Here is a 12835-nt window from a genome sequence, read left to right on the forward strand (position 1 = left end):
ATGGCGACCTCACCCTGGCAGGTATCAAATATCGATGTTTTCGGCGCGACCGCCTTCGCCCGCCGGCACGGACGCACTCGCACGGCTCGGCTGGCACGACTTCGAGCACCTGCTCGCGGAACACTATCGTGACCAGGGCTGGCGGGTGGAATACCACGCGCCGCGGGCGTCGCTGAAGCAGCTCGAGGGCGCCTTCGACCTGCGCCTGTATCGCGGCAACGAGACCGTCATCGTCCAGTGCAAGCACTGGGACGCCCTCGAGGTGCAGCTGCAGGAAGTGAACGAACTCCTCGGCACCATGCTCAATGAAGCCGCCACGCGGGGCATCCTCGTGACGCGCGGCCAGTTCAGCGCCGAAGCGCGTGCCGTGCCGCGTCGCCAGCCGCGTCTGCAGCTCATCGACGGCGATGTCCTCCGGGTCATGCTGAAATTGCCCGATCACCTGGACACGTCGATCCCGGGCGTCGCGCTGCCGACGGTCGGCTCCCGCAAGGGAGGCAAGGGGCGACGCCGTTCGGACGGCATCGGTTCGCGCCTCGTGCCGCTGCTCCTCGTCCTCGGTATCGCCCTGCTGCTCGGGATCTTCATCTGGCGGGCCATGTCGCGTCGCGCCGAGGCGCCTCCGGCCCCGACCGCCGACAACGCCGCCGCCACGGCACCAGCGCCCGCGTCGTCACCCGTGGCGCCGCCCGTGCTTCCACCGCCTCCCGCGGCGGCGGCCGCCACGCAGGCGGAATCGTCGCTGTCGCGCGAACTTGCGGAACGAGCGCGCGTGCGGGAAGCGGCGGACGCCGCCGCGGCGCGCGATTCACGGCGCAAGGCCGAAGACGCGATGAAGGTCATGGAACAAAACACGCGCGAAGTGGGCTCCCCGGACTAAAGCGCCCAAATGGCGCCCGGTTCTTTCACGCCGGCCGGATACCCCTGGTCATAGGCTGGTTGGTGAACCCGCCGCCTGGAAGCACCCATGACCGAGACGCTAGCGCCCGACCTGTTGCGCCGCATGCACGCGTACTGGCGCGCCGCCAACTACCTCACCGTCGGCCAGATCTACCTCCGCGACAATCCGCTGCTCGAGGAGCCGTTGCGCAAGGAGCACATCAAGCATCGCCTGCTCGGCCACTGGGGCACGACGACCGGCTTGAACTTCATCTACACCCATCTCAATCGCGCGATCGTCGAGCGCGACCTCAACATGATCTACGTCATGGGCCCGGGTCACGGCGGGCCCGGCCTGGTTGCGCATACCTACCTCGAAGGTTCGTATACCGAGATCTACCCGCACATCGACCGTAGCGCCGCGGGCATGCGCGAACTGTTTCGGCAATTTTCGTGGCCGTACGGCATCCCCAGCCATGTGGCGCCGGAAACGCCGGGTTCGATTCACGAAGGCGGCGAGCTTGGTTACTCGCTCTCGCATGCCTTCGGTGCGGCGTTCGATAACCCCGATCTCGTGGTGGCCTGCGTCGTCGGCGACGGCGAGGCGGAGACCGGCGCGCTAGCCACGAGTTGGCATTCGAACAAGTTCCTCAATCCGGAACGCGACGGCGCGGTGCTCCCGATCCTCCACCTCAACGGCTTCAAGATCGCCAATCCCACCGTCCTCGCTCGCATCGAGCCGGAGGAATTGCGCGACCTCATGCGCGGTTACGGCTACGAGCCGCACTTCGTCGAAGGCCACGAATTCGAGCCCATGCACCAGGCCTTCGCCGCCGCGCTGGACCATTGCCTCGATGAGATCGCACGCATCCAGCAGGCAGCACGCACCGGCAGCGCCGAGAACGCGACGCGCCCGCGCTGGCCGATGATCGTGCTGCGCAGCCCCAAGGGCTGGACGGGTCCGAAGGTGGTCGACGGCAAGCCCGTGGAAGGCACGTGGCGCGCGCACCAGGTACCCATCGCTAAGTTCGAGAACGAGGAGCACCTGGCCATCCTCGAGCGTTGGATGAAGAGTTACGAGCCGGAGGAACTGTTCGACGAGCGCGGGCGCTTCCGTGAGGAATTCGCGTCGCTGGCGCCCAAGGGGCGCCGCCGCATGGGCATGAATCCGCACGCCAATGGCGGCCTGCTCATGAAGCCGCTGCACATGCCGCACTACCGCGACTTCGCCGAGGACGTGAAAACTCCGGGCGACCACAAGGCCGAGGCCACACGCGTCCTCGGGCGATTCCTGCGTGAGGTGATGCGGCGGAACATGGAAGACTTCCGCCTTTTCGGGCCCGACGAGTCGGCGTCGAACCGCCTCGAGGCGGTCTACGAGGCCAGCGGCAAGACGTGGCTGGCCCGGACGGAGTCCGTGGACGAGGACCTTTCCCCTGCCGGCCGCGTGATGGAGGTGCTGAGCGAGCACCAGTGCCAGGGGTGGCTGGAGGGCTACCTCCTCACCGGTCGACACGGGTTCTTCTCCTGCTACGAGGCCTTCATCCACATCATCGATTCCATGTTCAACCAGCACGCGAAGTGGTTGAAGGTAACGAGGAAAATGTCCTGGCGACCGCCCATCGCGTCGCTCAACTACCTGCTGAGTTCCCACGTCTGGCACCAGGACCACAACGGGTTCTCGCACCAGGACCCGGGCTTCATCGACCATGTCGCCAACAAGAAGTCCGAGATCGTCCGCATCTACCTGCCGCCGGATGCGAACTGCCTGCTCTCGGTCGCCGACCATTGCCTGCGCAGCCGGCACTACGTGAACGTGATCGTCGCCGGCAAGCAGCCGGACTGGCAGTGGCTGGACATCGAGACCGCGGAGCGCCATTGCGCGGCCGGTGCCGGTATCTGGGAATGGGCCAGCCGCGGCGGTGACGATCCCGACGTGGTCATGGCATGCGCGGGCGACGCGCCGACGGTGGAAGTGCTGGCGGCCGTGATGCTCCTGCGCGACTACGTGCCGGACATCCGCATCCGCGTGGTGAACGTGGTGGACCTGATGTCGCTGGAACCGCCGGAAGAGCACCCGCACGGCATGGACGACGACCGCTTCGACGACCTGTTCACCACGGACCGCCCGGTGATCTTCGCCTTCCACGGTTATCCCGGCATCGTCCACAAGCTGACCTATCGCCGCCGCAACCACGACAACATCCACGTGCGCGGATACAAAGAAGAAGGCACCACCACGACGGCACTGGACATGATGGTGCTGAACAACATGGACCGCTTCCAGCTCGCGCTCGACGCGATCAACCGCATTCCCCGCCTGGCAGGCGAACGCGAAAAGGCGGCACAGCGGTACTGGGCCGATATCGAGCGGCACAAGCTGTACGTGAGCGAGCACGGACAGGACCTGCCCGACGTTCGCGACTGGCAGTGGAAGGCCGAGGACGCCGCGTGAGGGGCGTCTTTCGAAACGTGCCCTCCGTCGTCGGACGCGGTGCATGAACGGGCCGCGCACCATCCTGGCGCTCAACGCCGGCTCGTCGTCACTGAAATACGGGCTGTATCGCGTCGACGCCGACACGTGCGAAGAACGCTTCGCCGCGAAGGTGGAGGGAACGGGCGGCGACGCCGATCCGGTGGCGACCATCGTGGAGGCGCTGCGACAACGGTCGCTGCCGATGCCGGATGCCGTGGGGCACCGCATCGTGCATGGGGGCCCGAACGTGCGCGAACACGCCCGCATCGACGCCGCGCTGATGACGCACCTCGACGAAGCGAAGGCGTTCGCTCCGCTGCATGTGCCGGTGGCGGTGAAGATCGTGGCGCAGGCGAAGGACGCGTTTCCCCAGGTGCCCCAGGTGGCCTGTTTCGACACCGCCTTCCATGCGACCTTGCCGCTCGTCGCCAAGACCCTGCCCTTGCCGGCCGACCTGCGCGCTGGCGGGATCGAGCGGTACGGCTTCCACGGGCTGTCGTACGAATCGATCGTGCGCCAGCTCGGCAATGCGATACCTGAGCGCGTCGTGATCGCTCACCTCGGTAACGGCGCGAGCCTGTGTGCTGTGCACGCGGGCAAATCGGTGGACACGACGATGGGCCTGACGCCCACCGGCGGCATCGTCATGGGAACGCGGCCCGGCGATCTCGATCCTGGCGTGCTGCTGTACCTGCTGCGCGAGCGCGGCTACGACGCGGCGCGACTGGAAGTGCTCGTGGACCGGGAGTCGGGACTGAAGGGGCTGTCCGACGGAACGAGCGACATGCGCAAGCTGCATGAGATGGGAAGCGACGCGTCGCGTCTCGCGCAGGACGTGTTCGTCCACGTCGCGCGCAAGCACGTGGCGTCGATGGTGGCCTCACTCGGCGGCATCGACCTGCTGGTGTTCACCGGTGGCATCGGCGAGAACGACGCGGCGACGCGCGAGGCGATCCTCGAGGGACTGCGCTGGATGGGGTCGTTCGCCGTGCGCGTGATCCCCACCCAGGAAGACGAACAGATCGCCAGGCACACCTGGCGTATCGCTTCGTAAGGCTCTCAGCGCGACATCAGATCACCACCACCGGAATCTTGCCGATCTTCGAGCGCCACTCCTTCGGCCCGGTTTCATGCACCGAGGTGCCCGCACTGTCGACTGCGACGGTGACCGGCATGTCCTTCACCTCGAACTCGTAGATCGCCTCCATGCCCAGGTCCTCGAAGGCGAGCACGCGCGAGGCCTTGATCGCCTTCGACACGAGGTACGCTGACCCGCCCACGGCCATGAGGTAAACGGCCTTGTTGTCGCGGATCGCGTCGATTGCCGCCGGGCCGCGTTCGGACTTGCCGACCATGCCGAGGAGCCCCGTGGACTCCAGCATCTGCCGGGTGAACTTGTCCATGCGCGTGGCCGTGGTCGGACCGGCCGGGCCGACGACTTCGTCGCGTACGGGATCGACCGGGCCGACGTAGTAAATGAAGCGATTGGTGAAATCGACCGGCAGCGTCTCGCCGCGGTTGAGCATGTCGATCATCCGTTTGTGCGCGGCGTCGCGGCCCGTCAGCAGCTTGCCGTTGAGCAGGATGGTCTCGCCCGGCTTCCAGCTTTGCACTTCCTCGCGGGTGATCGTGTCGAGGTTCACCCGGCGCCCCTTGGAGGCGTCATAGGTCAGCTTCGGCCAGTCTTCCAGCGACGGCGGATCGAGCGCCACCGGGCCGGAACCGTCCAGCACGAAGTGCGCATGACGCGTGGCGGCGCAATTCGGAATCATCGCCACGGGCAGGTTCGCCGCGTGCGTCGGGTAGTCCTTGACCTTGATGTCGAGCACCGTGGTCAGGCCACCGAGCCCCTGCGCACCGATGCCGAGCGCATTGACCTTCTCGTACAGCTCCAGGCGCAGTTCTTCGGCACGGTTGGACGGGCCACGGGCGATGAGGTCGACGATGTCGATCGGCTCCATCAGCGCTTCCTTCGCCAGCAGCATGGCCTTCTCGGCCGTCCCGCCGATGCCGATGCCGAGCATGCCCGGCGGGCACCAGCCGGCGCCCATCGTCGGCACGGTCTTCAGCACCCAATCCACGATGGAATCGGACGGATTGAGCATCGCGAACTTCGACTTCGCTTCCGAACCGCCGCCCTTGGCCGCGACGATCACGTCGACGGTGTCGCCCGGCACGATCGACACGTTGACCACCGCCGGCGTGTTGTCGCGCGTGTTCATGCGCTTGCCTGCCGGGTCCGCGAGCACGGATGCACGCAGCTTGTTGTCCGGATGGTTGTAGGCGCGGCGGACACCCTCGTTCACCATGTCCTCGACGCCCACCGTGGCATCGTCCCAGCGCACGTTCATGCCGACCTTCAGGAAGACGGTGACGATGCCGGTGTCCTGGCAGATCGGGCGATGTCCCTCGGCGCACATGCGCGAATTGATGAGGATCTGGGCGATGGCGTCCTTCGCCGCCGGGGACTCTTCCCGCTCGTACGCCGCGGAGAGGTTCCGGATGTAGTCCACCGGGTGGTAGTACGAGATGTACTGGAGGGCGTCGGCGACGCTGGTGATGAGGTCGTCCTGCTTGATCGAGGTCATGGCGCTGCGGCTGGCTCGCGAGGCTGGCAAAACGCCAATTTTAGCGCACCGGGCCGATGTAAGGTGCCAATGAGATCGCCGGTCAACTCACGGCACCCCCGAGAACCACGGAGTTTCCATGCGCCACCTGTTCCGTAACGCCCTCCTCGCCTGCGTCCTTGCCATCACGGCACTGGGCCTGGCGCGCCCGGCCGCCGCCGCCCAGACGGCGCCGGAGTTCACCGGTATCGCCGCCTGGCAGAACTCCAAGCCCCTGACCATGCGCCAGCTGCGCGGCAAGGTCGTCCTGATCGATTTCTGGGCGTATTCCTGCATCAATTGCCTGCGCACCCTGCCCCACGTGACCCGCTGGTACGACCAGTACAAGGACAAGGGCCTGGTGGTGGTCGGCGTGCATTCGCCCGAATTCCCCTTCGAAAAGCAGGAAGGCAACGTCCGCGACGCCATCGCCCGGTACGGCATCCACTACCCCGTGGCCCAGGACAACGATCTGGCCACCTGGGATGCCTGGGACAACCAGTATTGGCCGGCGGAATACCTGGTGGACCAGCGCGGCAACGTCATCGCCCATCACTTCGGCGAGGGCAACTACATGGAAATGGAAAACGCCATCCGCACGCTGCTGGGCCTGCCGCGCCTGACGGAAGCCGCCGCGGGAGGCGAAAAGGACGCGCCCGACTTCAGCCAGCTAGGGTCGCCAGAGATGTACTTCGGCAGCGACCGCAGCCAGAACAACGCCAGTCCGGAGGGCGACGATTCGGGTACCCGTGACTTCACCGCACCCTCCCGCCTCGACCTCAACCGCTTCGCCCTCGTCGGCCGCTGGGAAATCAGCCGCCAAAACGCGACGCTGGTGGGCCCGACCGGCGAGATCCGTCTGCATTTCAAGGCGAAGAAGGTGCACATCGTGGCTAGCGCCAACGATCCGGTGACGCTCGAGGTGCTGGTGGACGGCAAGCCGCAGGCGCCCGTGACCGTGCAGAAATCCATGCTCTACACCCTGTACAGCGGCGAGGACTACAAGGACCACGTACTGACGATCCGCGTGTCGAAGGCCAATTTCCACGCCTTCACCTTCACCTTCGGCTAGCCTGGCTTGCAAAGAGTGTTTCTTAAGATATATCGTACGACCACTACGTACGATATATCGGAGAGCACCCATGCACTTTTTCCACCACGCCCGGCACCACTTCCGCGAGCACATGCAGGCCATCGGCCGCGGCGGCCGGTTCGGCGGCGGCGGCGCCTTCGGCTTCGACGATCGTGAAGGCATGCGCGGAGGCCGCGGCGGCGGTCGCTTCGGCGGCCGCATGTTCGGCACCGGCGACCTGCGCCTCCTCCTCCTGGCCCTGATCGAGGAGCAGCCGCGGCACGGCTACGAGTTGATCCGCACCATCGAGGAGATGTTCGACGGCCAGTACAGCCCCAGCCCCGGCGCCATCTACCCCACCCTCACCATGCTCGAGGAACTGGGCTATGCGCGCGTCGAGGCGGAGACGGGCGGCAAGAAGCTCTACGCGATCACCGACGCCGGGCGCGCCTTCCTCGAGGAGAACCGCGACAGCCTGGAGGCCCTGACCGAGCGCCTGCAAGTGATGTCCCGGCACATGCGCCGGATGAGCGTGCCGAACCCCATCCGCGAGGCGATGCACGCGCTGAAGCACCAGCTCATGAACCATCACAAGGGTTGGGACGACGATGAAGTCCGTCGCGTGGCGAAGCTGATCGAAACCACCGCCCGTGCGGTCGCGGAGCGCCAGGGATGAGCGAACGGCATGCGATCGTGCGTGTGCGGCACGCCTTGAAGATGCGCCGCCTCACGGTGTCCCGGGTGCATCGGCTCACGCCGCACATGGTCCGCGTGACACTTACCGGCGTGGACCTGGAGGGCTTCGTCTCCGCCTCGCCGGACGACCACGTGAAGCTCTTCTTCCCGGTAGCCGGTGGCGCGCTGAACCTGCCCACGCTCGGGCCGGATGGTCCCCAGTACCCGGAGGGCTTGGAGCCTTCGCCTTCCCGCGATTACACGCCGCGTCGCTACGATGTCGCGCGCAACGAGCTGGACATCGACTTCGTGCTGCACGGCGAAGGTCCGGCCTCGAGCTGGGCCGAGGACGCCAAGGTGGGCGACACGCTCGGCGTCGGCGGTCCGCGCGGGTCGATGGTGGTTCCCGATGACTACGATCATTACGTGCTCGTGGGCGACGCGACGGCCTTGCCCGCGATCGGACGTTGGCTGGAGGAGATGCGGCCCGACGCGAAAGCCACCGTCCTCGTGGAGGTACCGTCGGATGACGACCGGCAGGTGCTCGCGCGCGATGCCCGTTGGTTCGTCGAAGGAGAGTCGCCGGGTCTGGACGAAGCCCTGGCAGCCCTCCCCATCCCCGATGGCGATACGTTTTGGTGGGTCGCCGTGGAATCCAGGCGCGCCCGGACGCTGCGCTCGCTGCTGGTCGAGCAACGGGGCGTGGACAAGGACTGGGTCAAGGCCACCGGTTACTGGCAGCAGGCCTCACAAAACCTGCACGACCCTTAATGCCCGCCGATTCATGAACACATAACCTTGTCGGCTATCGGGTTACCCCTAGACTCGTTCTTGGATCGGGAGGCGGCACGATGCGGCGCGGCAGGAAAATAGTGGCTTGGGTCCTCGGCATTCTGATCCTGCTGATCGTGGCGGTCGTGTTGTTCATCGCTTTCTTCGATTGGAACCGGTTGAAGCCCACCATCAACGAGAAAGTGTCCGAGGCCATCGGCAGGCCGTTCGCCATCAACGGCGACCTTTCCGCCCAGTGGTCCCGCGAGCCGGGCGAGAGCGGCCTCGCGGGACTGATGCCATGGCCACACTTCGTCGCGAGGGACGTCACCGTGGCGAATCCGGACTGGGCGAAGGACAAGCAATTCGCCACGCTCGACTCGATCCAGTTCCGGCTATCGCCCTTCCCGCTCATCGCCCATCGCATCGTGGTTCCCGAGATACGACTGGGTCAGCCGCGGGTCGCCTTGCAGCGGCAGAAGAACGGCGACAACACCTGGACCTTCAAGCTGCCTGAGAGCACCGGACCGTCCGAGTGGCAGCTCGAACTCAACGCCATCGCATTCGACAAGGGCCACATCGACTTTTCCGACGCGATGAACCAGATCGTCATGGGGATCGATGTGACGCCGCTGGGCAAGGGCATTCCGTTCGACCAGATCATGGCCGAGCAGGAAAAGGACGCCCGGGCGCAGGCGAAGAAAATCACGGGAGCCAGTGCCAAGGCCCTCGCGAAGAGCGATGCCGACGAGAAAGATCGCCAGGACGAGACCAAGAAGAAGCAGGTCTACTACTTCGCCTGGGACGCCAAGGGCACGTACAAGAAGTCGACGGTTTCGGCCAAGGCGCGCACCGGTGGCGTGCTCGCGCTACGCGACGCCGCCCGTCCGTTCCCTGTCCAGGCAGACGCCCGCTTCGGCGACACGCACATCGCCCTGGTCGGCACGCTTACCGATCCCTTGAACATGGGCGCGCTCGACGTGCGCCTGTGGTTTTCGGGCACGAGCATGTCGCACCTCTACGACCTCACCGGCATCACGTTGCCGGACACGCCGCCGTTCGCAACCGAGGGGCACCTCAAGGCCAACCTCAAGAAAGGCGCGAGCGTCTATACGTACGAGAACTTCACCGGGCGCGTCGGCGGCAGCGACCTCGGTGGCAGCCTCGTGTTCGACACCCGCGGCCAGCGGCCCAGCCTGACGGGCACCCTGAAATCCAACCAGTTGCTGTTCAGCGACCTGGCGCCTTTGGTAGGCGGCGGATCGAACGCCGAAAAGGCGGAGCGCGGCGATGCGACGAAGCAGCCCGCGGATAAGGTCCTGCCCGTCGAGCCGTTCAAGACGGATCGCTGGAACGCGATGGATGCCGATGTGCGCTTCACCGGCGTCAAGATCGTTCACGGCGAGCGCCTGCCCATCGACAACCTGTCCACGCACCTCGTCATGAAGGACGCGGTGCTCACCCTCGATCCGCTGAAGTTCGGCGTGGCGGGCGGGACGGTGGGCAGCAATGTCCGTCTGGATGGGTCGAAGACGCCGATGAAGGGTGGCTTCAACCTCGGCGCACGCCACCTGAAGCTCAAGGAGCTTTTTCCGACGTTCGAGCCCATGCAGACGAGCTTCGGTGAGCTCAACGGCGATGCCTCGCTGACCGCCACCGGTAATTCGCCGGCAGCGCTGCTGGGAAGTTCGAACGGCGAGGTGAAGCTGCTCATCAACGACGGCGCGATCAGCAGTTCGCTGCTGGAGCTGGCCGGACTGAACGTCGGCAGCTATGCCGTCAACAAGCTGTTCGGCGACGAGGTGGTGAAGATCAACTGCATGGCGGCGGATCTGGTGGCCACCAACGGTGTCATGGAATCGAAGCTCTTTGCGTTCGATACCGAGAAGGCGCTGATCAATGTCAGCGGTGACGTGAACTTCCGCGACGAGAAGCTCAACGTCGACATCGTGCCCCACACGAAGGGCTTCCGCCTGTTCTCGCTGCGCTCGCCGCTGTACGTGCATGGCACGTTCAAGAATCCCGCGCCGGGCGTGCACGCCGGCCCGCTGATCCTGCGTGGCGGCGGTGCCATGGCACTCGCCGTGTTCGCGGCGCCGATTGCCGCGCTCGCACCCTTGATCGTGCCGGAGAGCGGCAAGGCTGACGCGACCCAATGCAAGCCGCTGCTCGAGGACCTGCGCAAGAAGCCGCCGAAAGCTCCGCCGGCCGGGAAGACCGCCGGCTGACCCATCGCGCGAAAACGCTTGTGGCCCTCACGGCCTCCCGGCAAGCTTCGCGGTATGTCGCCTTCCCGCAAAGCCCACCTCCAGATCCACTTCTGCGTCCTGCTCTGGGGCTTTACCGCCATCCTCGGGAAGCTGATCGCCCTGCCCGCCCTGCCGCTCGTGTGGTGGCGCATGTTGCTGGTCTCCGCCACGTTGCTCTGCGTGCCGCGCGTGTGGCGCGGCCTGCATGCGATGCCGGCGCGCCTGCTGTTCTCCTACGCGGGCATCGGCGTGATCGTGGCGCTGCATTGGCTCACCTTCTACGGGGCGATCAAGCTCGCCAATGCCTCGGTGGCCGCGACGTGTATCGCGCTCTGCCCGGCGTTCCTGGCGCTGGTGGAGCCGTGGGTCGCCGGGCGGCGCTTCGACCCGCGAGAGCTGATGATCGGCGCCGCCGTGGTACCCGGCGTGGCGCTGGTGGCGGGCGGCCTTCCCGGCGACATGCGCCTCGGTCTCGCCGTGGGCGTGCTCTCCGCGCTGTTCGTGGCCTTCTTCAGCGCGCTGAACAAGCGACTCATCGAGAAGGCCGACTCGCTGACCGTCACGTGCGTCGAACTGGGTACCGGCACGCTGTTCCTCACCGCACTGGCGCCGTTCTTCGCGTCTCCCGCGTTTCCGCTACCTGGCGTGCGTGACGGCACGCTGCTGCTCGTGCTCGCCTACGGCTGCACGCTCCTGCCCTTCGCCCTCGCGCTGGCGGCGCTGCGCCATTTGTCGGCGTTCGCGACGCAGATGGTGACGAACCTGGAACCCGTTTACGCCATCGTGCTCGCCATCCCGCTGCTCGGGGAGCAGCGCGAACTGGGCTGGACGTTCTATGTCGGCGTCGCGATCATCCTGATCGCGGTCTTCGCGCATCCATGGCTGCACCGCGGGGAAAAGGCGGAAGCGGGGGATCTCGTGGCACCCTGATATGTGGGAGCCGCTATAGCGGCTCCTGCGGGCAAGTCACGCCCGGCCGCGGGCTCGCATCGTGCGGGCGCGGCGGGCGCGTTGGGCCGCGGAGCGGCCGGCTGGCTTGATGCGGGACGACGGGCGCTTGGCTCGCGAAGGCGGGCTGGAAGTTTTCACTACGGAACTCCGGAAACGGAACCGGGAGGGTCGATGCTCCGACCCTCCCGGTGAAAAACCTGCAAACGGGGCGTCAGATCAACTTGATCTCGCGCAGCCGCTCCTGCAGGTATTCATGGGCCGTGATCGGCTCGGGGTACCGCTTCGGGTTGTCCGGCGTGACGCACGACGGCAGCACATCCAGTACCACGTCCGGGTTCGGGTGCAGGAAGAACGGCACCGAGTAGCGCGGCTTGCGCGCGTTCGCGTCCTGCGGATTGGTCACGCGATGCGTCGTCGACGGGTACACGTGATTGGTCAGGCGCTGCAGCATGTCGCCGATGTTCACGACGATGGCGTCGCCCTCGGTCGTAATGGGCAGCCATTCGCCCTCGCGCGTCAGCACTTCCAGGCCGGCCGCGCTCGCACCCACGAGCAACGTGATGAAGTTGATGTCCTCGTGCGCGCCGGCGCGCACGTTGGGCACGTCCGCCTGCTCGATCGGCGGGTAATGGATAGGACGGAGGATGGAATTACCGGAATCGATCTTGTCGTCGAAGAAATGCTCCGGCAGGTCGATGTGCAGGGCCAGCGCGCGGAGTACCCGCGCACCGAGCTGGTCCAGCGCCTCGTACACGCCGTAGCCCTTCTCCTTGAAATCCGGCACTTCCGTGGGCCACACGTTGGGCGGCATCACTTCGGCGAACGTCGAGTCGCGCGGGATCTCGCGACCGATGTGCCAGAACTCCTTCAGGTCGGCGAACTTGCTGTCCTTCGCCGTCTCCACCTTGAACGGCGTATAGCCGCGCGCGCCACCGCCACCAGGCACGTGGTACTTGCGCTTGACCTCGTCCGGCAGTGCGAAGAAGCGCTTGAACGCGTCGTACGCCCCGTCGATCGCATCCGCCGGGATGCCGTGGCCGCTGATGCAGCAGAAGCCGAACTCACGGTACGCGGCGCCGAGTTCGGCGACGAAGGCCTCGCGATCGGTGTCGTAGCGGCGGATATCGAGGGTGGGAACCTTCTTCATCGATCGTCT

The 12835-nt window shown here is 66.1% G+C and carries 10 protein-coding genes; 8 read left to right on the top strand and 2 right to left on the bottom strand.

Annotated features, from left to right (window positions below):
• Nucleotides 1-34 precede the first annotated feature (34 nt).
• The 3 genes from ACQKIE_RS04885 to ACQKIE_RS04895 all read left to right on the top strand — a co-directional run bounded on the left by ACQKIE_RS04885 (nucleotide 35) and on the right by ACQKIE_RS04895 (nucleotide 4409).
• Nucleotides 35-880 carry a restriction endonuclease gene (locus ACQKIE_RS04885; protein WP_427456353.1) on the top strand — a complete coding sequence of 282 codons (846 nt, stop codon included), beginning with the start codon at nucleotides 35-37 and terminating at the stop codon, nucleotides 878-880.
• An 87-nt stretch (nucleotides 881-967) separates the two neighbouring features.
• Nucleotides 968-3334, top strand: a complete 2367-nt coding sequence (locus ACQKIE_RS04890) for a phosphoketolase family protein (RefSeq protein ID WP_427456355.1) — start codon at nucleotides 968-970, stop codon at nucleotides 3332-3334.
• A gap of 43 nt (nucleotides 3335-3377) precedes the next feature.
• Nucleotides 3378-4409 (top strand): acetate/propionate family kinase, encoded by a 1032-nt coding sequence (locus ACQKIE_RS04895; protein ID WP_427456357.1) that lies wholly within the window; start codon nucleotides 3378-3380, stop codon nucleotides 4407-4409.
• Nucleotides 4410-4425: 16 nt separating this feature from the next.
• Here the strand turns inward: ACQKIE_RS04895 and ACQKIE_RS04900 are convergent, their stop codons facing one another.
• Nucleotides 4426-5943, bottom strand: coding sequence for a fumarate hydratase (locus tag ACQKIE_RS04900; protein WP_427456359.1), 1518 nt, complete (start codon nucleotides 5941-5943; stop codon nucleotides 4426-4428).
• Between the two features lie 118 nt (nucleotides 5944-6061).
• Here ACQKIE_RS04900 and ACQKIE_RS04905 point away from each other — a divergent pair, with 118 nt between their 5' ends.
• The 5 genes from ACQKIE_RS04905 to ACQKIE_RS04925 all read left to right on the top strand — a co-directional run bounded on the left by ACQKIE_RS04905 (nucleotide 6062) and on the right by ACQKIE_RS04925 (nucleotide 11658).
• Nucleotides 6062-7033 (top strand): thioredoxin family protein, encoded by a 972-nt coding sequence (locus ACQKIE_RS04905; protein WP_427456361.1) that lies wholly within the window; start codon nucleotides 6062-6064, stop codon nucleotides 7031-7033.
• 70 nt (nucleotides 7034-7103) lie between these two features.
• Nucleotides 7104-7709, top strand: a complete 606-nt coding sequence (locus ACQKIE_RS04910; RefSeq protein WP_427456363.1) for a PadR family transcriptional regulator — start codon at nucleotides 7104-7106, stop codon at nucleotides 7707-7709.
• Nucleotides 7706-8479, top strand: coding sequence for a siderophore-interacting protein (locus tag ACQKIE_RS04915; RefSeq protein ID WP_427456365.1), 774 nt, complete (start codon nucleotides 7706-7708; stop codon nucleotides 8477-8479). Before ACQKIE_RS04910 ends, ACQKIE_RS04915 begins: the two co-directional genes overlap by 4 nt.
• 80 nt (nucleotides 8480-8559) lie before the next feature.
• Nucleotides 8560-10707 (top strand): AsmA family protein, encoded by a 2148-nt coding sequence (locus tag ACQKIE_RS04920; RefSeq protein WP_427456367.1) that lies wholly within the window; start codon nucleotides 8560-8562, stop codon nucleotides 10705-10707.
• 54 nt (nucleotides 10708-10761) lie between these two features.
• Nucleotides 10762-11658 carry a DMT family transporter gene (locus ACQKIE_RS04925; RefSeq protein WP_427456369.1) on the top strand — a complete coding sequence of 299 codons (897 nt, stop codon included), beginning with the start codon at nucleotides 10762-10764 and terminating at the stop codon, nucleotides 11656-11658.
• A 232-nt stretch (nucleotides 11659-11890) separates the two neighbouring features.
• Here ACQKIE_RS04925 and ACQKIE_RS04930 read toward each other — a convergent pair whose 3' ends face one another.
• On the bottom strand, nucleotides 11891-12826 hold the full coding sequence (locus ACQKIE_RS04930) for an isopenicillin N synthase family dioxygenase (RefSeq protein WP_427456371.1): 936 nt from the start codon (nucleotides 12824-12826) through the stop codon (nucleotides 11891-11893).
• Nucleotides 12827-12835: the final 9 nt, after the last annotated feature.

This window comes from Luteibacter sp. NPDC031894, assembly GCF_050273135.1.
In the GTDB taxonomy this organism is placed as follows: domain Bacteria; phylum Pseudomonadota; class Gammaproteobacteria; order Xanthomonadales; family Rhodanobacteraceae; genus Luteibacter.

Bases quoted from the DNA above. Each gene is read 5' to 3' on its own strand.
- ACQKIE_RS04885 (WP_427456353.1), top strand. From the start codon at position 35: ATGTTTTCGGCGCGACCGCCTTCGCCCGCCGGCACGGACGCACTCGCA.
- ACQKIE_RS04890 (WP_427456355.1), top strand. From the start codon at position 968: ATGACCGAGACGCTAGCGCCCGACCTGTTGCGCCGCATGCACGCGTAC.
- ACQKIE_RS04895 (WP_427456357.1), top strand. From the start codon at position 3,378: ATGAACGGGCCGCGCACCATCCTGGCGCTCAACGCCGGCTCGTCGTCA.
- ACQKIE_RS04900 (WP_427456359.1), bottom strand. From the start codon at position 5,943: ATGACCTCGATCAAGCAGGACGACCTCATCACCAGCGTCGCCGACGCC.
- ACQKIE_RS04905 (WP_427456361.1), top strand. From the start codon at position 6,062: ATGCGCCACCTGTTCCGTAACGCCCTCCTCGCCTGCGTCCTTGCCATC.
- ACQKIE_RS04910 (WP_427456363.1), top strand. From the start codon at position 7,104: ATGCACTTTTTCCACCACGCCCGGCACCACTTCCGCGAGCACATGCAG.
- ACQKIE_RS04915 (WP_427456365.1), top strand. From the start codon at position 7,706: ATGAGCGAACGGCATGCGATCGTGCGTGTGCGGCACGCCTTGAAGATG.
- ACQKIE_RS04920 (WP_427456367.1), top strand. From the start codon at position 8,560: ATGCGGCGCGGCAGGAAAATAGTGGCTTGGGTCCTCGGCATTCTGATC.
- ACQKIE_RS04925 (WP_427456369.1), top strand. From the start codon at position 10,762: ATGTCGCCTTCCCGCAAAGCCCACCTCCAGATCCACTTCTGCGTCCTG.
- ACQKIE_RS04930 (WP_427456371.1), bottom strand. From the start codon at position 12,826: ATGAAGAAGGTTCCCACCCTCGATATCCGCCGCTACGACACCGATCGC.